Source organism: Acinetobacter sp. WCHAc060006, assembly GCF_004209135.1.
GTDB lineage: Bacteria > Pseudomonadota > Gammaproteobacteria > Pseudomonadales > Moraxellaceae > Acinetobacter > Acinetobacter cumulans.
The window spans coordinates 95,923-115,295 of sequence record NZ_SGSS01000011.1 but is presented as its reverse complement, the minus strand read 5'-3'; the positions used below and the strand labels follow the sequence as shown (position 1 = coordinate 115,295).

Genomic DNA, 19,373 nt, shown 5'->3' with positions numbered 1-19,373 from the left:
AAATATCATCAAAAATTATTAAAAAATACAGATTACTTATTTTTGCTTGAAAATGATGATATAAAATTTATGATTGATACCAATTTGTCTGGTGTGAGGAGTGTAAATATATCAATTTGGGGGCACTCTTTAGCAGATTCTGATGAAAACTATGTTGAAGAAATTTTTAAATTAAATAATAAAGATAATTTGGAATGTATTGTGACTATCTATTACTATAAAAATGATGTATCAAAACTTTTAAATAATTTATTAGGGATTTTAAAGAAGGAGAAAGTAGAAAAATGGATGAAAAAAGGTTGGCTGAAATTTGAAGAAAATCCTGATATTGCAAAGCTTAATGGGATAGAACCTGTCGAATTGCCAAAATACACAGCATCCTAAAACTGCAACACTGAAAATCGCTTAGCCTATCGAATCTCTGTACTTGATAGGCTAAGATCAAAGCATCAACAAGAATGCATACAACAACATGAAAAACCTCGCCTTTATTCATAACACCACAACCCAATCCGCTGTAGGTGACTTTTCACCAGTCACCTCAGTCTTTTCCCATTACGAACTAGGCAATACCGTTTCACCATTTCTACTGCTCGACCACCTAGGCCCCGGCACACTCAAACCCACCCAACTGCGTAAAGGGGTAGATGAACACCCACACCGTGGTTTTGAAACCGTCACCATCATGTTTAAAGGCGAACTGGAACACCGCGATACCACAGGCGGTGGTGGTGTAATTTATGCAGGCGATGTACAGTGGATGACGGCAGCCTCAGGCATACAGCACAAAGAAGTGTTTAGCGAAGCATTTTCCAAAGCAGGCGGCCCATTTGAAATGCTCCAGCTGTGGGTCAACTTGCCAGCCAAAGACAAAATGAACCCGCCACGTTACCAAAGCCTAAGCAATAACAGCATTCCTAAAGTAACATTTGCCGATGATGCAGGTTATGTGCGTGTGATTGCAGGGGAATATGCAGGCCATGTCGGGCCAGCAGAAACCCATACCCCTATGCAAGTCTATGATGTATTTATCAAAAAAGGCCAAACCGTACAGCTACCTGCACAGGCGGGCGATACCACACTCATCTATATGCGTACAGGCCGTGCAGTATTTGCAGGAAGCGCTGATGAACTGGAAGACAATCACATGGCGGTGATGTCCAGCTTAGGTGAGCATGTCGAAATAACAGCGCTACGTGACTGCGCAATTTTGTATTTAAGCGCTGCGCCTTTGAATGAGCCGATTTATGGTCGCGGTTACTTTGTGATGAACAGCTATGAAGAAATACTACAATGCTATGAAGATTTAAAAAATGGCACATTTATACACAGCCCAGCAGAGGGCAGTTAATGTCATCAAGCTGAAAAAATCACGGCATACAATTTAAATAAACACTGCTAAACTGACAGAACTTAAAGCATGCTCCATGCAACTTTAAGTTCTATTATTGAATACAGCACTTTCTCTTTTTATAAGCACCTTGTGAATACGGTGCAACACAGCATATTTCGCACAGCTTTTTATTTTAATGAATTACAGTGCCTGCCATTGGGCTGGAGTGTCTCTCCCCAAAATTAAGACACGCCCATGCAGTGTGCACCTTTATATGTAGATAACAATGCAAAATGTACCCGTAACAAAACTGAGCCGTGCAACATTAATGTTTCCGCTGGCTTTGGTTTTATTTGAATTTTCAGTTTATATCGGCAATGACCTTGTCCAGCCCGCGATGCTTGCCATTACCAAAGAGTTTGGTGTAAGCAGTGCTTGGGCACCCTCATCTATGTCTTTTTATTTGTTGGGTGGTGCATGCGTGGCGGCAATTTTAGGGCCATTGTCTGACCGCTTAGGGCGTAAAAAAGTCCTGTTGGGTGGTGTGGCATTTTTTACCATCTGTTGCCTGCTCATTTTGCTTACTCAGAATATCGAAAGCTTTTTAACTCTTCGCTTTTTACAAGGCTTTGGTTTATCTGTCATTTCAGCTGTGGGCTATGCTGCCATTCAAGAAACATTTGAAGAGCGTGACGCCATTAAAGTCATGGCATTGATGGCCAATATTTCCTTGCTTGCACCTTTAATTGGGCCTGTAATTGGGGCATTTTTAATTGATCATGTGTCATGGCATTGGGGCTTTATTGGCATCGCATTTTTAGCCTTTTTAAGTTGGTTTGGCCTCAAAGCCAAAATGCCTGCACCGAAGCAAAGTATACCCAAACAGCCTTTAAGCTATATTGCGGATGATTTTAAACAGGTCTTTAAAAATAAACGCTTTTTAAGCCTGACCTTGGGCTTACCTATGGTCGCCATGCCTTTAATGCTGTGGATTGCACTGTCTCCAGTCATGCTGGTTGAAGAGCTCGGCCTGAGCAGTATGCAATATGGTTTGGCACAGTTTCCTGTGCTCGGTGGGCTTATTTTAGGCAATATTGTGCTGTTAAATATTATTGACCGCTTGGCCCTTGGGCGCACAGTATTGTTTGGTTTGCCGTTAATGTTGTTGGGGACTGCCATTGTGGTACTGGGCGTGATGTTGCCTCAGTATTTTATTTACTGCGTGATTATTGGCATGACCTTGGTGAGCTTTGGTGAAGGCATGAGCTTTTCGGTGTTGTATCGTTTTGCTTTGATGTCGTCGGAGGTGTCGAAAGGAACTGTCGCGGCTGCTGTATCTGTACTGATGATGTTTGGCTTTTTTATTGTGATTGAGCTGGTGCGCATGTTGTATGAGCAATTTCATATTAGCGCCTATGGTTTTTCTTGTTTGGCACTCATTGCACTGTGGTTTAGTTTCCCGCGCCGTGCATTTATGCGTATTTTGCAGGAACGCCGTGAGGCGGGTGAGTTTTAATCGGCATAACAAAAACCACTTCAGGCAGGGCAGATCAATGGTCTTGATCGCATCGCCTTGCCTGAATGTACGGCCGTTGAACTGCGCCGTTCTATTAAACCGATGCTTTTTCTTGTGCTAATTTCTTTAATTTGGCATCAAATACAAAAGGGCCAAATGGCAAGATTGATGCGACTAAACCCATTAAAAATACACTGAGCGACCACTTTTGTTTTTCGCAAACGATAAACAGCACCGCTAAAAAGACAACAAATAAAACCCCGTGTCCCATGCCAACGTATTTGACTAAAATTGGATTACCCATCATGTACTTTAGGGGCATGGCAATAAACAGTAAAAGTAAAAAGGATAGGCCTTCTAAAGTACCCACAATGCGTAAAGTTTGAATATTCATGGTCATGGCTAGAATGAGAATGAACCTTGAGTGTACTGAAAAGCGATGGGGAAAACAAAAGATTATTTTATTAAAATTAATATAAATCAAATACTAATAACCAAGCTATGCGCTTGGTTATTGGTGTGCCAATGCTTTTATATAAGATGCGCTTTGACTATTTAATATCGCGTTGGAGGAGTTCTGTTTTCAGTGCCAGTAGCTCTGGCAAGGTTTCGAGCAATAGGCTGATTTGCTTGAGCACCAGCTGCAAATGGCTGGATAAATTATCCTGTGCATTCAGTTGTTTTATTTTCAAAAGCTTCTGCTGAATTTCATCCAACGCTAAATTGGGTTGTAACAGGGAATCCGCGAGTGCAGTTTTACACCACTGTAGTAGGTCGAGTACTTGTGCATCTTGAACTTGTTCGCGGTGGCTACCCAAAGCAGACACATAACTCAGTTGGCTATGGCTATACACCAGATAGCGAAAGGCATAGTGAATCAGTTCAGGGTCAGGGTTTGGCTCTGTACTTAAACTGGAAATCATGCTGGCTAGCTCAGTTTGCGCATTATGTGCATCGCGCCGCGCATGGCGATAAGTCATGCTGTTGCTACGGCCACCGATATATTCATCTAGCACAGCATTAAAATACTGTAGCGTGGCTTGTGTGCTTTTTTTGATGGTGCTAGAAATATTACGAAAGTCCCAGTCTGGCCAAATAAAGCTGACGGCAAACCAAGCAATCAGACAACCTAAAATCGTATCCATAATCCTTGGCAAAATAATGGCATAACCTGCGCCTTTTAAATTAAAAATCAGCAGTACCATGAGGGTCGCCATCAGCGTCGCCATGGCATATTTTTTGGCACTTAAATAGAAAAAGCAGACCCCAAAAATAATCACCAACAATAATTGGCCTTCGGTACTCGGCACAAAATACAACACTGGAATGCCCAGTAATACACCCAGTACAGTGCCGAGCGTGCGCATTTTTAAGCGACTTTTGGTGGCAAAGTAACGCATTTGGCAAACAAATAAACTGGTCAGTAAAATCCAGTAGCCATTTCGTGCAAAGGGTAAGAGTGAGATACCGTAGCCAACTGCAAAAACAAAGGCAATCCGCACCGCGTGGCGAAACAGCGCCGACTGTGGCGTGAGATGCTGCTTCAGCTTAAGCCATAAATCACGGGCGCCATGAATGTCATCATCATATAAATTGAGTTGATCTAGCTGCTGCGGCAGATGTTCCTGCGGGCTGTTTAAATCATTTAAATGCGCAAAACGCTCCTGCATGCTGTCCAAATTATTCAGCACCAATTGTAGATTTTTTACTTCAATGTTGTGTGGATTATTCTGAATCCAGTCATGCATGGAGCTATGCAAATTCTGTAGTGCGATTGAGGCATTGGCGTTGGGCTGATAGACCTGACTATTTAAAATACACTGTGCCAGTTCCTCACACGCGATTGCCTGTAGGCGGATATTTTTTTGAATGCGGAAAATCAGATCTGTGCGACTAAAATTAAGGTGAATCTGCTCATAATGCAGATAATTTGCGCTGACCTGTTCGTGCAGATCTTGCGCCAAAAAGTACAGTTTGAGCCAGTAAATGGTTTTTTGATTGGCACGAGAGGCTTTTAGCCGTGTGAGCAATGAGGCCTTTGTGCGATTTAAGCTATCCACCACCGCGCTATTTTGTAGTGGTAAGGCATATAAGAGTTCTTCAACATTGGCGCGATTATCTGGATCAAATAACAGTGACTTCGCATGTAGCACAGAGGCAATTTGTTTAAAGCAGCGTGCCAACTGATCTTGTACAGGCAGTGTCGGCTTAATCAGATAGAACACAATTGCGGTGGCGCCATACCACAGCGCACCTAAAACAAAAGCGCTGGGCTGAAAATACCACGGTGTGTATTCACCAAGGCCAAACATGGTGTAAATGGATAGCAAAATTGTGCCAAAAGAAATCGCAGCATAGCGCTGGCCGAGCGCTCCCATCAAAATGAGGCAGGCACTGGAGAATGACAAATATATGGCAAACAGCACGGGATAGGGATGCAAGGCATCTAAAATACTGCTTACGCTAAAAAATAAGATACACACATAGGCCAAATTACGGAGCCTGATGCTGAGTCGGTCATCAAAGTCTGTCAGTGCGGTGGCAATTGCACCCAGAGTCACAGGCACAATCAGGGTTTCTAACCCAAGAAAATGCAGTCCGAGCGTAGAACCACTCAGCACAATGCAAATTTGCACGCAATAAATTGCCAGTGCATTGGATTTAAAACCTTGTAGTAATGATGGTGGCAGATTCACGTTCAATTTTTACCTATATGGCTCTCAGCAGCATATTGCTTGCTAGCACGCAGGAAAATGTTGAGAACATAATCCCAACAGAAAACATTCATTCATCTCTGCATTTTAGAGTGAATTAGATGCAGAATTTTGTAAAGACTCAAAAATAATAGACACAAATCATGCCAAAAATAATCAAAAGTGATATTTGTCAGCCGAGGCAACGCAGTGATGCGCTGACAGAAAAGCGTAATTTAAAAATGGCACGTTCGATTCATGCCTATGTGCGAGGCAATACTGCCAAATACTATGACTGGCTTAAAGCTGCTGAAATCAGCTCGATACCGCAGGGGCCTGCAGTTTGGATTTGTGGTGACTGCCATACAGGAAATCTTGGGCCAGTGGCCAATGTAGAAGGTCAGATTGAAATTGAAATTCGAGATCTAGATCAAACGGTCATTGGCAATCCAGTGAATGATTTGATCCGTTTGGGATTATCGCTAGCAACAGCGCTTCGCAGTTCTGATTTGCCGGGCGTGGTTACCGCGCAAATGATTGAAGCGCTCTATGCAGGTTATGTACATGCACTGGAAAATGAAGGCCAGCCTACTGATTTAGTCAATCGGCCACGTGCTGTACATGGTGTTATGCAACAGGCTTATAAACGTACATGGAAAAGTTTGGCCAAAGAACGCTTGCAGGGCTTAGAACCCAAAATTGAGCTGGGGTCTAAGTTCTGGCCTTTGCTCAAAAAAGAACATAAAGCAATTGAACAGCTGTTTCGTCAAGAGCATGTCAGTGACTTAGTTATGATGATTGGGCAACGCAGTGAGGCAGATCGTATTCACATGCTCGATGCGGCGTATTGGGTCAAAGGCTGTAGCTCTTTGGGATTGCTGCGCTACATTGTACTGATGGATACCAATCATCATCACATCAGTGAGGGCAGTGACCTTTGCCTCATGGATTTAAAAGAAGCGGCCCGTGCTCTCGCGCCACGCTATACCGAAGCCTCTATGCCCAGAGACAATGCTGAGCGGATCGTCGAAGGCGCACGGCATTTATCGCCTTATTTAGGCAGTCGCATGCGTGCATCTCAGTTTTTAGATACTTCGGTCTTTATTCGAGAGCTCATGCCTCAGGATTTGAAGCTAGAAATTGAGGGTACCAATCAATTTGAAGCGCGAAATTTAGCCTTTTATTTGGCTTTTGTGGTTGGGCGGGCGCATGTGAGGCAAATGACACAAGTCGAACGTAAGTCATGGATCAAAGAGTTGAAGCGCGCTCAATCTAAAACCATTGATGTGCCGTTTTGGTTGTGGCGTAGCATTGTCGAACTCATCAGCGAGCATGAGGCGGGTTACTTAGAGCATTGCAGACGCTACGCCTTAAGAAATCAGTTGCAATCACGTGGATAAGGCCGTGAATCGCGGGCGCTATTTAGGTCATTGCTGACTGCGGATAAAATCAATTTTATCCACAGTTATTGCCATATCGCTTGATCAATTTATTCGTGTGTTTATTGAATCACACCACATGCAATTCGATCACCACCACCGCCCAATGCTTTTGGTGAGTCTGAGTAGTTGTCACCGCCAGCATGAATCATGATGGCACGGCCTTGTACATCGGCCAGTTTTAAACGTGGCGCAACCAGCGTCACTTGTGCTGTACCGTCAGCTTGTACATTTAGTAATGGTAAGTCGCCCAAGTGGCCTGTTAATGGCGTACCATGATTTGGGGCTTTATTCGGATTAAAATGGCTACCTGCAGCTAAAGCAGCGCCCATTTTTCCATCTTTGCTGGCAGGTGCACATGATCCGACTTCATGAATATGAAAACCATGCGGGCCAGCAGGCAATTGGCTCAGTTGTGTATGAAGCACTAAGCCAGACTGACTATCCTCCAAGTGAATCGTTCCAATGGTCGCGCCAATACCCGCAGGTGTTACGGCATTAACGCTAACTTGTTGGTTGGGTGTGCCATCTTTTAAAGGTAGTGTACTGGCACAGCCCAGCATAAATAATGAACCGAATGAAAGACCAACTAAGGTTTTCGTGGTTTTTTTAAAATTCAAATGTGGCATGTATACGTCCTTGGTGTATAGGGTCATAGCTCATTGAAACAGAGCTTTGCCTGAACTGCCATGTAAATTCGGTTTAGCTCTGTAACAAAAAAGGCAAGGGGATGAACCTTACCTTAATATTATTGCGATGATGATATCGCCTAATTTTGATGCGCCTGACGATTTAGTTTTTTAGATCTGAATCATCATCTAAGTCATGTGCTAGGGTAGCTTTTGGCACTTGTACAGGTTCAATATTGGCTTCATGTAGCCATTCACGCCAAATGGCCAACAACACCGCCAAAATCACTGGACCAATAAATAAACCGACCATGCCAAAGCTTGCCAGACCACCCAATACACCAAACATAATTAATAAGAATGGAATTTGTGTTGCACCCGAAATGACCAAAGGTCGAATCACGTTGTCTGCTGTACTGACAATACACACGCCCCATGCCATGACCCCAATCGCTTCAATGGTTTGACCTTGTGAAAATAGCCATAAGGATACTGAGGTATAAGCCACAGGTGGGCCAAATGGAATGAGTGCCAGTATAAAAGTAACTAAAGTGAGCAACATGGGGTTGGGCACACCTGCAACAAAGTAGCTAATGCCTGCTAAAGTGGCTTGTGCGACCGCTGTCAGACCTACACCATAAACAACTGCCCGTGTGGTGTCTGAAATGGTTGCCAAATAATGATGAATACGTGGACCAATCACTTTTTCTAAGGCTTTGCTGGCTTGGTCTAAAATGAGTTGACCATCACGGTAAAAGAAAAATAAAGACATGACGGCAAAACACAATTTAAAAATGTTTTTACTGACTTCATTAATTAAGGCTTTACCATAATTTAAATGACCCTGAACCCAAATTTGCACGGATTGAATAATACTGTTTGGGTCTGTATTTAAATCGTGTAGCGTACGGTTAATTTCTTTACCAATAATTGGCAAGTCACGTACAAATTGCGGTACGTTCAAATGCCCTGAAAATACTTGTTTTTGTAATTCATAATATAAATTACGGCCTTCGTGTTGGAGCAAGAAGATTGCAAAAATTACAGGTAAGCCAACGACCAATACCACCAGTAAGATCATCAGTGTAGCGCTGAGCGTGGCACGCCCTTTACAAGCATTTAAAATGCGCTGATACAGTGGCCATGTCATATAGGCAATAATTGCAGCCCAAACCACAGGCACAATAAAATATTTTAAGACATTAAAGCTTAAAAAGATCAGGACAAAAAACAATCCGAACAATAAGAATTTTTGTAAGGTAGGCGCGTATTGTTGCACTGAGTTCTCAGATGATTAAAGAGGACATGGTCCATATTAACTGAAAAAAACTACTCGAAAATGAGTATTTACCAATGAAAACCTTTTATTTTCACTTCACTTGATGACGAAAGTACAGTAAAAAGCGAGGGCTTAAAACCAGTCGCTTTCATCATCAATAATAGCATTCAATATAGGTTGCCATTGGTTTTGAATGCTAATGTAATTTTTTTGGGTTTTATCAAATACACTCAAGCCTTGCATGGCCAATTGACCATAAGCACTACGTTCAGAAATCCAAGCAACAGGTTGTTGTTCAATTTTGGCAAAAAAATCTTGAATATCTTTTGCACTGGTTGCATTGGGTTTGACACGGTTGGCGAGCAGTAAAATTTGAACTTTACCCTTACGAATCCGTTTAATGTCTTGAAGATGCTTTAGAAAACGGCGAGTTGAATCGATGTCAAAAAATGAGGGTTGTAGCGGGGTAATGATCGTGTGGGCTTCACTAATCAGTTGTTCGGCGTGTTCACCAGAAAGCGCGCCAGGGGCATCAATAATCAAATATTCAGTATTTTTGGGTGCATCGCCAATGGATTTTTCATGACGCCAATCGAGGCTTTGAATAGAAGCGACTTGTTCGGGGCGTTGCTTTAACCATTGCAAAGCTGATTTTTGATTGTCAGCATCGGCCAAAGCGACTTTATAGCCTTTTTGTGCCAGTGCAGAAGCTAAACTGATGGCTGTTATGGTTTTCCCGCATCCGCCTTTTTGATTGGCAACTAAAATTGTTTTCATGACCCAATAATGATTTTATTCTGCTCGGCCCTAGCATATCATTCTTTTGTGCAATGCATAGGACAGAAAACGAAAGTTGTAGTTGCAGTTTAAGCCATTGAATTAGGAAGAACAGATGTCGGTTTGGATGGCCATGTTGATTGGGGCATGCATTGGGGCGGTGTTGACTACGCTCATTTTAAGTAACTCGCGCAATGGACGTATTCGAGCAGAGTATGAAAAGTATATTGCCGAGTTGGAGTTAGAGCATCAGCAAGCATTAACCCATGCCCAAAAGCGTAGTGTAAATACCAGTCGCGCAGTATTAAAGGGCAAAATGGCAGAGCAACTGGCACCTATTATGCCTGAATTTCAGTACCTGCCGAGTGATGCCAAGTTTCTGGGCGATCCTGTCGATTATGTGGTCTTTGATGGTTATACCGATTATCGTGATGGGGATGGTCATGCAGATGATATTGAAGTGGTATTGATTGATATTAAAAGTGGTGGCGCACGGTTAACCAAAGGTCAGCAAGCAATCGCACAAGCAATCGCTGAGGGACGTGTACGTTTTGAAACCATAAGAATTAACTTTAATGACTAATTTGAGGGTACTTTTTTGAAGGTACTTTATTGTGCGCTGAACCATATCGTCATGCTGACGGGGGAGATAAATGCATGAAACAGTTGCTGATCGCCTTCACTTGTTTAGCATTGCTGATTTGGACCTGGCATGCGTATTTTAGAGAAATTCCACATTTGGAACAGCCGGGTGTTCTTAAAAATTTTCAGCTAGAAACACGCGGTGAATTTTCTGGAGATTTTACCGTTGCGGGTCAGCGTTTTTATTCGGCACAAAGAAGTGCGCTATTCCGTGCATCGGCATGGGTGGGGGAATATAACGATTTGGCTTATCTGAGCAATGTGGATGTATTGCTGGTACAGGGGATGTTGGCTAAAGCGAATACTTTGAAACAGGTCGATTTTAATCAGCACAGTCGGTGCTATGATTTTCAGCTCAAGCCGAACTCAAGCTTAACAGCAGATCAGGTCCGTGCAGACAGCCTCAATGTGAGTGCAATTGCTGCTAATGAGCGGATTACCAAGCAACTACGACGTTTAAAACCGGGTCAGCATGTGAAGTTACAAGGGCAATATGTCAATGTACAGCAACTGAAAACAGGCAAGCGCTTTGTGACAGGCATGAATATACCGCGACCTAGACCACAATGCAGTATCGTCAAAATTACCTATATTCAGCTGTTGTCTTAACGCTGCATTCAGTTGCAGGTTATTCATCAGCTTTTTACCGCCCGTGCCAACAACATGCGACGTCCAATGGATGGAATGCCCTCAGCATCAAAATATTGCAGTTCAGTAATTTCGAGGTCTGCATTTTTTAAAGCTTGTTCTATATTACGGTTTAAATGACAGCCATCGGCCACGCGTTTTTGTAGCGGGGTGAACAGATTTTGTAGGCGCTGGATGTTGTGATTTTCATTGTGTAAAACATGCTCAACTACATGGAAGGTGCCTCCTACTTTGAGTACGCGATACACTTCATCGAGTGCAAGTTCCACATCGGCAATACTACATAAGGTCCAAGTACAAACAATATGGTCTAAGCTACGATCTGCAAAAGGGAGTTTTTCAGCACTGGCCTGTATATGCTGAACCTCAAAAGGCGTTTCATGTATGCGCTGTGCTGCCAGTTGATAAATTTCAATATTGGGCTCTAGGGCATACACGGTATCTACTGCTTGATAAAATGCAAGATTCAATCCTGTACCAAAACCAATCTCTAAAACTTCACCTTGAATGGGCAACAGTAATTCACGGCGCTTATCCATTAAGCTGGGCACTTGCATGACTTGATTGAGTAAGTGTGGAAAGATATGTTGTTGATAAAATTTATAAATCATTGTTGCGCTATTATTATAAATGAATGGGAATGTTGCCAAGCTTAGTCGAATATGGCTCAAAAGATAAGACATATACCCGTCAATAGGGCTGAATTGTTACCAAGTTACTAATGTTTCTGCCGAATTTTTCCTTAATATAAGATTAGAAATAAATGATTAAGCAAGCGTTCAGTTTCAGGTGAGATGCTGATCATCGGTCTATTTGGGATTGAACATCCGCTGGATTGTATTAGTCGAAGGCATCGACTGCAAAGGCCTGAACGAAGCAATGAAAAGAGGTAACCCGATGATGAAAAAGATTTTACTCAGTACGGTATTGGCTTCAATACTGCTACAAACAGGTGCGCAGGCATCATCGGAATATAATATTGCCAAAGGTTTAGCACCGGTTGCTCAAGGGCAGTCTATTTCCACCTTACAGCCATTTTATGGTGACTTTCGAATTTTAGGTTCAAAAACGTATAGCAGTGATGAACAAGCTAAATTTTCACCTATCGATTATGCCGTGAGTTGGGGGCTATTTGCCGAGCCAGAAATTGCTCGCCGTATTAGCGTCAATCAATATGACCGCTATTTAAACTGGCGTATGGATAAAGTTCCCGTACCTGAAAAGCAGGCGATGATGATGGTGTCAAATATGCACATTATTCCTTCTAGTCCTGCGATTGCCAAAGAAATTAAAAAAGTTAAACGCGGTGATTTAGTCCGCTTAAAAGGTGATTTGGTCGAAATTAAAGACAAAGATTTGGTTTGGACCTCATCCTTAACCCCAACCGATACAGGGGATGGGGCTTGTGAAGTTTTTCGAGTAGATTCAATTCAATGGATTGAACGCGTTAAAAGTTAGAATTAAGTTGGCATCATCATGAAGTTACAAGCAGTGGGTATGGCTTTGGTTTTGGCCTTAGGTTTGGGTGGGTGTAGTAGTTTGAGCTCAACAGTCGATGGTAAAAATCATATTTTTACAGGTAAGCAAAGCTGTCCAGCACTCTTAGAGATGGATCGTGGTCAAACACTTGAAGTCATATTAGATGAAAACCCAACCACAGGTTATGTCTGGCGCTTAACGAAAAGCCCTAAGCTATTTAAAGCTGAAGAATTGTTTAAATCGGATCAACCAAAGCAAAATGATCCGCCTATTGTGGGTGTAGGTGGTCAAAAAACTTATCGTTTTACTGCACAACAAGCGGGTGAAGAGGTACTGCATATACAGCATGCACGACCGTGGGAAAAAAACTCGATTGACGAATGGCAGTGCCGAGTTAGAATTTCTTAAGCGATTAGAGTGTAGTAACGTTTTTTTACGTACATTTCTACTGATCAAGCCAGCACGAATGCTGGCTTGATTGCTTTAAAGTCGATTGAATATGATTGCTCAGCGCATAGGCTTATTTTGCAGTTAAGGCTTGGCCATCAAATTGAATGCCGTCCCAGCCATTGAGCATAAATTGGCGAATATTTTGGTGATCTGTCGCTTCTGGTGTTGCCAGTACAGATGCATAATGTTCAGCAAATAAACTTAAAGTTTGCGCTTGATCTAAGCCATTCAGCTGTGCAAAAGAAAATACTTTGGCACTGCCTTGGTTTTCATTGGCACCGTTGCTTTGCTGGCCATTTTGAAATGCTGTTGGCGTATGAACATAACGTGCTTCAATAAATGCAATCACGTCAGCAAATTTTGCTGTGCCAGCTTGAAGTTCTGCCAATAATTGTTGCGCCATGAATGAATCATCCGTAAAAAATGTAAATTAAGCTTTGCGAATATAGCAAGATTTTGCATTTAAATTGAGTGAATTTGGGTGCCGAATAGAAGTCAAAGTTCAGCTATAGTGACAGGCAGAACTTAGAAAAGCAGGCGAGATTGCCTCAAAAATAGATAGGAACATCCATGAATTGGTTATTGGTCGCCCTTGGGGGGGCAATAGGTGCAAGTCTGCGTTATGGCACAGGGCTTTGGTTGTATAAGCCGAGTGGTTTGTTTCCTTGGAGCACGTGGGCGATTAATTTACTTGGGTGTTTTATCGCAGGTATTTTTTTTGCACTTACGCAGAAATATCCCGTATTGCAACAAGAAACTCGTTTGTTTGTGATGGTCGGTATTTTAGGCGGGTTTACCACCTTTTCGAGTTTTGGCTTAGAAACCTTTCAATTGCTGAAACAGGCACAAACCAGTATTGCCTTGCTTTATGTAGGGTCGAGTGTGGTGTTGGGTGTAGTACTGTTGGCTTTGGGTTTTTATCTGTTTCAGTATTTGCTAAAAGTATAAATTGGCTGTGCACAGACAAAAAAAAGAAGTCTAAGCTGGAGGAGGGGATCTTAGACTTCTTTAATAGTTTTACTTTAAAAGCAAAAGCTTAAAACAATATGAATTTAGTGTGAGCGTTTGAAACGCGCAAAACGTTTGTTAAAGCTTGCCACACGGCCTTCATTGCTAGTTTGACGTTGTTCACCCGTATAAAACGGATGTGATGCACTTGAAATATCTAAAGTGACGTAAGGATATGTCTCACCTTCATATTCACGTGTTTGTGTCGGTTGTAGTGTACTGCCAATCACAAAATACACATCAGCATTGGTGTCATGAAAAAGTACATCTTGGTATTGAGGATGAATATTCGGACGCATTGTTCTTCCCCTATCGCAGATTTCAAATTTAATGTTATGTTATATTGTAACATTAATATCTGCAAGCAGATTTACATTTCTTCACCAATGGAACTTTGGACAAGCGAATGTCAGCGCGTCTTGTCATTTCATTACAAGCCATAAAAAAAGCCCGATCGAGATCGAGCTTTTAAGGCAAATTCAAACTTAGGCCAGAGGGGGAATTAACTCTTCAAAAATATCATTTAAATTGTCATTCACTTTTAAATGAATAAGATTCCAGTAATGCCCAGACACGGTACGGTTGACCATAAGCGTATCAGGCGAAGGCTTAAACACATCCCAATATTTTAATGAAGGTTTAATCAGCTCAACACCATCATGATGTGCAGAGTTTTCGGCAAAGTCATATTGCGTTGTGAGTGGACGCATGAGCACTTCTAACCATTCTTTGTATAGGGCTTCTGGGAATTTTCCTTTTTCTGCCATCGAGTGCAGTGCATCCAGCTGGTTTTCAATTTCTGGAATATTTTCTGCGCGTGCTGCACGTATTAATGCTTTAAATTGTTGTACCGTGTCATTGGATAAAATTTTAACGCCACCAAAGTCATAAATAATGACCGTACCATCTTCACGAAAGGCGAAGTTGCCCGGATGTGGGTCACAGTGAAAACGTTTTAAGAAGAAAATTTCTTGTCCCATAGCACGGAGTAAACGGCGACCCAATTCATTGCGGGTATCTTGTGACCAAGTACTTGCTGTTTCTATGCTTTCGCCTTCTTCTAAGCTTAAAGTTAAAATATGGCGTGAAGAATAATCTTCATAGACTTGGGGAATGACAATCTTGCTATCGAGTGCTTCATGGAAGGTACGTGCAACGGCAAGGTTTTGTGCTTCAATTTGATAATTGAGTTCGTTATCTAAGCTTTCTTGTATCTCATGAAATAATTGATCTTGGAGTTTACGATCAATTTTTAATACGCCCATTAAGCGGAGTGCAAGGCGAACCTGTTTTAAGTCGCTTTCACAGGCTTCATCTACACCTGGGTATTGCACCTTGACCACAACTTGCTGGCCATTGGGCAAAGTCGCTTTGTGAACTTGGCCAATGGAGGCAGCGGCAAAGGGCACTTCATCAAAACTTTTGAATATCTCAAGAATGGGCTTGCCTAGTTCCTTTTCCACTTGCGCTTTAATATCGCTAAACGGCATAGGCGGTGCTTGACGTTGTAGTTTGCCTATAGCCTTTGCAACTTCGGGTGGGAAAATGTCTTTATATTGTGAGGCGATCTGTCCGACTTTCATGACAGCACCTTTCATGTCACCGAGGGTGTCGGCAATTTGTACCCCAATATCTTGAAATAATTTGCTGCGCGAAGCATTCTTTTGCTCTTCGTCGGCAGTGAGGTTTTTAATCGAATTTGAAACTGTCTTGCTGGCAATACTTGCAGTCATTCCCGCAAGTTTCATAAAGCGGCGACCGGGGGTGCTAGCCGATTTGGCCATGTGATGCTCCTCAAGATCATCATAAAATATGGTTTTGATCATAGGCGTTAATCAAGGTGTTGCCTACTTTAAAATGTTAAAGCTTTGTGTCTATGACGACATCAGGGTGTTAAATCAATCTTACTTACAGGCTATCAGGCAGTTTAAAGCTGATCGTTGTTTTGGCATCATTTTGCATTGTTGGCTCATGTGTATCGCTTAGCCATTCATGCAAAGTTTCTAAACTCAGCCTTACATCTTGTAGGATTAAGCTTAAAATAAGCTGAGTAACTCAGACGAAATTAGGCCATGAAAGTATATAAATATTTAACCGGTAAAGATGATGTGACCTTTTGTGCACGTGTGACCAAGGCCTTAAATGAAGGCTATGAGCTTTATGGTTCGCCAACCATGACCTTTAACGGTACAGATGTGATTGTGGGTCAAGCCATTATGAAAGAGGCAGAGGAAGCAGATGTGCCTGAGGGCTTAAAAAAAGCGTTGGCTGACTTGGGTTAGTTAAAGTACTGAGAAGAAAAGTCCATACGAGCCGTAACCGTATGGACAATCAAATTTAAAGCTGTGCGATACGTTTATTTATAATCATCAAACGGCTAATGAGTAAGATGCAGGCCACAGTTAAACCAACAATCAGTCCAATCCAAACACCCGCTGCGCCCATGTCGGTAAAGCGTGACAAATAAATACCCACAGGGAAGGCAATAATCCAATAGGCCAGCATGGTAATCCACATTGGGCCTTTAGTGTCTTGCATGCCACGTAGGCAACCTGCAGCACTCACTTGCCATGCATCCATCAATTGATAAGCAATTGCAAAGAGCACCAAGTACACCGCCAATACCGCAACATCATAGTCAAAGGTATAGAGCGACACAATTTCAGCGCGTAGTAGCCACAGCAGTAGCATGGTAATGAGTGCAAAAACGGTCCCTGTTGCCAGACCAACTATTTGTACACGGCGCATAGCAGCCCAGTTTTGACTGCCATAATACGTGCCCACCCGAATGGTGAGCGCAATGGCTAAAGACATAGGAATCATAAACAGCTGTGATGTGATGGAGATGGCAATTTGATGTGCAGCTACAGTCACTTCACCGAGTGGGCTGAGCACAATGGCGGCAGTACTAAAAATACTCACCTCAAAGAAAATCGCTAAGCCGATAGGAAAGCCCAGTGTAAAGATGCGTTTCATCCACACGGGGTCTAATTTTTCCCAGACCGCGAAAGGCTGGGTTTTTTTATAGGCACTGCCTTTAAATATATACAGTGCTAAAGCCAAGAACATCAGCCACTGCAAAATAGCAGTCGCAAAACCACAGCCTGCAGAGCCAAGCTCAGGCACTGGGCCGAGTCCATACATAAAGATAAAGTTCAGCGGCACCAGTACAGCAAGTGCAATTAAGCTAATGGCTGTGACAGGTTTAGGGTAGCCCAATGCTTCGGAATAACCGCGTAGGGCTGCATACATGGTCACCGCAGGCATACCAAAACCAATCGCATGTAAAAATAAGCTGGCTTTGGGGAGCAATGCTTCAGGTACACCTAAAATAGGGAGTAGAAAAGGTGCAACTTGTAAAATCAGGCAGGCAATGATTCCAAGAATAAAGGCAATCCATAAAGACTGGCGAGCAATGGTGGCAATTTTTTCAGGTGTACGCGCACCATTGGCTTCTGCGACTAAAGGCGTTGTGGCAATCATGATGCCACTAAACAGTAGCATAATCGGAATCCATAGCCCGACACCAACTGCAATAGCAGCCAAATCATTCGCAGACAAATGGCCAGCCATAATGGTATCAATCAAACCAAAACCTGCTTGCGCAAATTGGGTGATTAAGATGGGAATCATCAAGCGGAACAGTTGCTTTAATTCAAAGCGGGTTGTTGTGACAGTAGACACAGAACATACTCTTTCTTTGAGGTGCTTAGGTATGAGGTCTTAGCGTTGTAAAGTGAGAAGCACACCAATAAAAATCACCACGCCACCTAAAAGGCGCTGCCAATGAATAGGAGTTTTTTCATTACCCAATAAGCCGTATTGGTCAATAAACATTGATATGGCAATTTGGCCAAAAATAATCAGGCCAGATAGGCTTAAAAAACCTAATTTGGGTGCCGTATAAATACTGATGCTAATGGCATATACACCTAAGCATCCACCCAGCCATAAAAACCAAGGAATCTGTAGCAGCGTTTCAAGGCTAGGCTTTTCGACAGGTTGAAAAAACACAAGGACAGCAAGCACTATTGTACCTATCAAAAACGATAATAGGGCGGCTTGTAATGGAGAATATAAATATTCACGCAATTGGCTGTTAATTGCAGTTTGAATGGTCATGGCGATGCCAATACCCATCGCAAGTGGGAGTAAATACAGTAGGTGGCTACTTATTTTCATTTTCTTATCTGTAAATTTTTTTAATTTGATTGAGTGTACTGCATAAAACTTCAGAACAGAAATATAGAATGCCTTAGTGTGTTTATGGACTCATGCTAAAATATTCATCTTCTCTTTTTTCATTTGAGCATTCTCCTTGGCTGAACTCATTCCTGCAAATATTCCGATGTCTTTATACATTCACATGCCGTGGTGCGTGCGAAAATGTCCATACTGTGACTTTAACTCGCATGCAGTACCCAATGGTGAACTGTCTTTAGATCTAGAAAAAGAATATTTACAGGCGCTGGTTGAAGACTTTAAAACGCAAGTCGATTTTGCCCAAGGCCGTGCGGTACACAGCGTATTTATTGGGGGTGGCACGCCATCTTTGATTTCCGCAAAAGGTTATCAATGGTTATTTGAACAGCTCAAAAGCATTATTCCATTTGAAGATGGCTGTGAAATTACTTTAGAAGCCAATCCGGGCACAGTGGAACATGATCCTTTTGCGGGCTATTTAGAGGCAGGGATTAACCGCTTGTCGATCGGCGTACAAAGTTTTAATACCGATCAGCTGAAAAAATTAGGCCGTATTCATTCTAACGATGACGCAATTTCTGCGATTCAGCATGCTAAAGAAGCAGGTTTTGAGCGTGTGAATGTTGACCTCATGCATGGTTTGCCAGAGCAAACGATTGAGCAAGCCTTATTGGACTTAAAACTGGCGGTAGAAAATGGCGCGACGCATGTGTCGTGGTATCAGTTAACAATTGAACCGAATACTGTTTTTTTCCGCACACAGCCGATCTTGCCAGTTGATGATGTATTGGAAGAGATTCAAGCACAGGGTGAGGCCTATTTAAAAGCACAGGGCTTTATCAATTATGAAGTTTCGGCTTGGCGTAAAGAAAAGCCTTCGGCGCATAACCTGAATTACTGGCAGTTTGGCGATTACCTTGCGATTGGTGCAGGCGCACATGGCAAAGTGACACAGCCAGATGGGGTGTATCGCTATCAGAAAACCCGCTTGCCGAAAGACTATTTAGCCAAAGTGCCAGCAGAGCATTTGCAATTTAAAAAAATTGAACAAGAGGATATGCCATTTGAATTTATGATGAATGCCTTGCGTTTGAATCATGGGGTGGATGCTGCACTTTATGCGGAACGTGCAGGATTAAGTTTAGATGGTTTAAAGGAGCTTTTAAATTCCTTACGTGAGCGCAAGTTAATGGTGGCTGATGAAAATGTGCTGTCATGTACAGAGCAGGGGCATATCTTTTTAAATTCAGTACTGGAAGAGTTTCTTTAAGCTAATA

Annotated in this window: 21 protein-coding genes and 1 pseudogene; 11 read left to right on the top strand and 11 right to left on the bottom strand. The window is 42.4% G+C overall.

Going from position 1 to position 19,373, the window contains the following annotated elements:
• The 3 genes and pseudogenes from EXE29_RS17490 to craA form a co-directional block, all read left to right on the top strand.
• A pseudogene (locus tag EXE29_RS17490) lies at positions 1 to 384 on the top strand (AbiH family protein); the annotation flags it as partial.
• Positions 385 to 472: 88 nt separating this feature from the next.
• The gene (locus EXE29_RS08815; RefSeq protein WP_120364487.1) at positions 473 to 1,351 is read left to right on the top strand and encodes a pirin family protein; all 879 of its coding nucleotides are present in this window, start codon (positions 473 to 475) and stop codon (positions 1,349 to 1,351) included.
• Positions 1,352 to 1,619: 268 nt separating this feature from the next.
• The gene (gene craA / locus EXE29_RS08810) at positions 1,620 to 2,849 is read left to right on the top strand and encodes a chloramphenicol efflux MFS transporter CraA (RefSeq protein ID WP_120364486.1); all 1,230 of its coding nucleotides are present in this window, start codon (positions 1,620 to 1,622) and stop codon (positions 2,847 to 2,849) included.
• A 94-nt stretch (positions 2,850 to 2,943) separates the two neighbouring features.
• Here the strand turns inward: craA and EXE29_RS08805 are convergent, their stop codons facing one another.
• Positions 2,944 to 3,243, bottom strand: coding sequence for a DUF3817 domain-containing protein (locus EXE29_RS08805; RefSeq protein ID WP_120364485.1), 300 nt, complete (start codon positions 3,241 to 3,243; stop codon positions 2,944 to 2,946).
• A 157-nt stretch (positions 3,244 to 3,400) separates the two neighbouring features.
• Entirely contained in the window at positions 3,401 to 5,545 is a 2,145-nt protein-coding gene (gene yccS / locus EXE29_RS08800; protein ID WP_120364484.1) for a YccS family putative transporter, read from the bottom strand.
• 161 nt (positions 5,546 to 5,706) lie between these two features.
• Here yccS and EXE29_RS08795 point away from each other — a divergent pair, with 161 nt between their 5' ends.
• Entirely contained in the window at positions 5,707 to 6,942 is a 1,236-nt protein-coding gene (locus EXE29_RS08795; protein WP_120364483.1) for a DUF2252 family protein, read from the top strand.
• A gap of 101 nt (positions 6,943 to 7,043) precedes the next feature.
• On the opposite strand, the gene sodC is transcribed toward EXE29_RS08795, so the two are convergent.
• The 3 genes from sodC to EXE29_RS08780 all read right to left on the bottom strand — a co-directional run bounded on the left by sodC (position 7,044) and on the right by EXE29_RS08780 (position 9,666).
• Positions 7,044 to 7,610, bottom strand: a complete 567-nt coding sequence (gene sodC / locus EXE29_RS08790) for a superoxide dismutase family protein (protein WP_120364482.1) — start codon at positions 7,608 to 7,610, stop codon at positions 7,044 to 7,046.
• Positions 7,611 to 7,773: 163 nt separating this feature from the next.
• Complete coding sequence (locus EXE29_RS08785) at positions 7,774 to 8,889, bottom strand: AI-2E family transporter (RefSeq protein ID WP_120364481.1); 1,116 nt, start codon at positions 8,887 to 8,889, stop codon at positions 7,774 to 7,776.
• Positions 8,890 to 9,021: 132 nt separating this feature from the next.
• Complete coding sequence (locus EXE29_RS08780; protein ID WP_106983988.1) at positions 9,022 to 9,666, bottom strand: ParA family protein; 645 nt, start codon at positions 9,664 to 9,666, stop codon at positions 9,022 to 9,024.
• A gap of 115 nt (positions 9,667 to 9,781) precedes the next feature.
• Here EXE29_RS08780 and EXE29_RS08775 point away from each other — a divergent pair, with 115 nt between their 5' ends.
• On the top strand, positions 9,782 to 10,249 hold the full coding sequence (locus tag EXE29_RS08775) for a Holliday junction resolvase-like protein (protein ID WP_120364480.1): 468 nt from the start codon (positions 9,782 to 9,784) through the stop codon (positions 10,247 to 10,249).
• A gap of 74 nt (positions 10,250 to 10,323) precedes the next feature.
• Positions 10,324 to 10,917 (top strand): hypothetical protein, encoded by a 594-nt coding sequence (locus EXE29_RS08770; protein WP_120364479.1) that lies wholly within the window; start codon positions 10,324 to 10,326, stop codon positions 10,915 to 10,917.
• A 26-nt stretch (positions 10,918 to 10,943) separates the two neighbouring features.
• On the opposite strand, the gene EXE29_RS08765 is transcribed toward EXE29_RS08770, so the two are convergent.
• On the bottom strand, positions 10,944 to 11,567 hold the full coding sequence (locus EXE29_RS08765) for a class I SAM-dependent methyltransferase (protein WP_106983991.1): 624 nt from the start codon (positions 11,565 to 11,567) through the stop codon (positions 10,944 to 10,946).
• Between the two features lie 289 nt (positions 11,568 to 11,856).
• Here EXE29_RS08765 and EXE29_RS08760 point away from each other — a divergent pair, with 289 nt between their 5' ends.
• Together EXE29_RS08760 and EXE29_RS08755 are read left to right on the top strand one after the other, a co-directional pair.
• A complete protein-coding gene (locus EXE29_RS08760; protein WP_372658411.1) occupies positions 11,857 to 12,414 on the top strand; it encodes a hypothetical protein in 558 nt (185 codons plus the stop codon).
• An 18-nt stretch (positions 12,415 to 12,432) separates the two neighbouring features.
• Complete coding sequence (locus EXE29_RS08755) at positions 12,433 to 12,843, top strand: protease inhibitor I42 family protein (RefSeq protein WP_120364478.1); 411 nt, start codon at positions 12,433 to 12,435, stop codon at positions 12,841 to 12,843.
• 112 nt (positions 12,844 to 12,955) lie between these two features.
• On the opposite strand, the gene EXE29_RS08750 is transcribed toward EXE29_RS08755, so the two are convergent.
• Positions 12,956 to 13,288 carry a HopJ type III effector protein gene (locus tag EXE29_RS08750; RefSeq protein ID WP_117007416.1) on the bottom strand — a complete coding sequence of 111 codons (333 nt, stop codon included), beginning with the start codon at positions 13,286 to 13,288 and terminating at the stop codon, positions 12,956 to 12,958.
• A 167-nt stretch (positions 13,289 to 13,455) separates the two neighbouring features.
• Here EXE29_RS08750 and crcB point away from each other — a divergent pair, with 167 nt between their 5' ends.
• Positions 13,456 to 13,833, top strand: a complete 378-nt coding sequence (gene crcB, locus EXE29_RS08745; protein ID WP_106983994.1) for a fluoride efflux transporter CrcB — start codon at positions 13,456 to 13,458, stop codon at positions 13,831 to 13,833.
• A gap of 104 nt (positions 13,834 to 13,937) precedes the next feature.
• On the opposite strand, the gene EXE29_RS08740 is transcribed toward crcB, so the two are convergent.
• The gene (locus tag EXE29_RS08740; RefSeq protein ID WP_120364477.1) at positions 13,938 to 14,192 is read right to left on the bottom strand and encodes a type B 50S ribosomal protein L31; all 255 of its coding nucleotides are present in this window, start codon (positions 14,190 to 14,192) and stop codon (positions 13,938 to 13,940) included.
• 186 nt (positions 14,193 to 14,378) lie between these two features.
• Positions 14,379 to 15,677, bottom strand: a complete 1,299-nt coding sequence (locus EXE29_RS08735) for an ABC1 kinase family protein (RefSeq protein ID WP_117007418.1) — start codon at positions 15,675 to 15,677, stop codon at positions 14,379 to 14,381.
• 288 nt (positions 15,678 to 15,965) lie between these two features.
• Here EXE29_RS08735 and EXE29_RS08730 point away from each other — a divergent pair, with 288 nt between their 5' ends.
• Positions 15,966 to 16,175, top strand: a complete 210-nt coding sequence (locus EXE29_RS08730; RefSeq protein WP_117007419.1) for a DUF1737 domain-containing protein — start codon at positions 15,966 to 15,968, stop codon at positions 16,173 to 16,175.
• Between the two features lie 55 nt (positions 16,176 to 16,230).
• Here EXE29_RS08730 and EXE29_RS08725 read toward each other — a convergent pair whose 3' ends face one another.
• Together EXE29_RS08725 and EXE29_RS08720 are read right to left on the bottom strand one after the other, a co-directional pair.
• Positions 16,231 to 17,526: an MATE family efflux transporter gene (locus tag EXE29_RS08725; RefSeq protein WP_120364491.1), complete on the bottom strand. Its 1,296-nt coding sequence runs from the start codon at positions 17,524 to 17,526 to the stop codon at positions 16,231 to 16,233.
• 90 nt (positions 17,527 to 17,616) lie between these two features.
• Positions 17,617 to 18,075, bottom strand: coding sequence for a DMT family transporter (locus EXE29_RS08720; RefSeq protein WP_106983998.1), 459 nt, complete (start codon positions 18,073 to 18,075; stop codon positions 17,617 to 17,619).
• 136 nt (positions 18,076 to 18,211) lie between these two features.
• Between EXE29_RS08720 and hemW the strand changes: the two genes are divergently transcribed.
• Positions 18,212 to 19,366, top strand: a complete 1,155-nt coding sequence (gene hemW, locus EXE29_RS08715) for a radical SAM family heme chaperone HemW (RefSeq protein WP_117007421.1) — start codon at positions 18,212 to 18,214, stop codon at positions 19,364 to 19,366.
• Positions 19,367 to 19,373 lie beyond the last annotated feature (7 nt).

Bases quoted from the DNA above. Each gene is read 5' to 3' on its own strand.
- craA (WP_120364486.1), top strand. From the start codon at position 1,620: ATGCAAAATGTACCCGTAACAAAACTGAGCCGTGCAACATTAATGTTT.
- sodC (WP_120364482.1), bottom strand. From the start codon at position 7,610: ATGCCACATTTGAATTTTAAAAAAACCACGAAAACCTTAGTTGGTCTT.
- crcB (WP_106983994.1), top strand. From the start codon at position 13,456: ATGAATTGGTTATTGGTCGCCCTTGGGGGGGCAATAGGTGCAAGTCTG.
- EXE29_RS08780 (WP_106983988.1), bottom strand. From the start codon at position 9,666: ATGAAAACAATTTTAGTTGCCAATCAAAAAGGCGGATGCGGGAAAACC.
- EXE29_RS08775 (WP_120364480.1), top strand. From the start codon at position 9,782: ATGTCGGTTTGGATGGCCATGTTGATTGGGGCATGCATTGGGGCGGTG.
- EXE29_RS08735 (WP_117007418.1), bottom strand. From the start codon at position 15,677: ATGGCCAAATCGGCTAGCACCCCCGGTCGCCGCTTTATGAAACTTGCG.
- EXE29_RS08815 (WP_120364487.1), top strand. From the start codon at position 473: ATGAAAAACCTCGCCTTTATTCATAACACCACAACCCAATCCGCTGTA.
- EXE29_RS08770 (WP_120364479.1), top strand. From the start codon at position 10,324: ATGAAACAGTTGCTGATCGCCTTCACTTGTTTAGCATTGCTGATTTGG.
- EXE29_RS08750 (WP_117007416.1), bottom strand. From the start codon at position 13,288: ATGGCGCAACAATTATTGGCAGAACTTCAAGCTGGCACAGCAAAATTT.
- EXE29_RS08805 (WP_120364485.1), bottom strand. From the start codon at position 3,243: ATGAATATTCAAACTTTACGCATTGTGGGTACTTTAGAAGGCCTATCC.
- EXE29_RS08755 (WP_120364478.1), top strand. From the start codon at position 12,433: ATGAAGTTACAAGCAGTGGGTATGGCTTTGGTTTTGGCCTTAGGTTTG.
- EXE29_RS08795 (WP_120364483.1), top strand. From the start codon at position 5,707: ATGCCAAAAATAATCAAAAGTGATATTTGTCAGCCGAGGCAACGCAGT.
- EXE29_RS08720 (WP_106983998.1), bottom strand. From the start codon at position 18,075: ATGAAAATAAGTAGCCACCTACTGTATTTACTCCCACTTGCGATGGGT.
- EXE29_RS08730 (WP_117007419.1), top strand. From the start codon at position 15,966: ATGAAAGTATATAAATATTTAACCGGTAAAGATGATGTGACCTTTTGT.
- EXE29_RS08740 (WP_120364477.1), bottom strand. From the start codon at position 14,192: ATGCGTCCGAATATTCATCCTCAATACCAAGATGTACTTTTTCATGAC.
- EXE29_RS08765 (WP_106983991.1), bottom strand. From the start codon at position 11,567: ATGATTTATAAATTTTATCAACAACATATCTTTCCACACTTACTCAAT.
- EXE29_RS08725 (WP_120364491.1), bottom strand. From the start codon at position 17,526: ATGATTCCCATCTTAATCACCCAATTTGCGCAAGCAGGTTTTGGTTTG.
- EXE29_RS08760 (WP_372658411.1), top strand. From the start codon at position 11,857: ATGAAAAAGATTTTACTCAGTACGGTATTGGCTTCAATACTGCTACAA.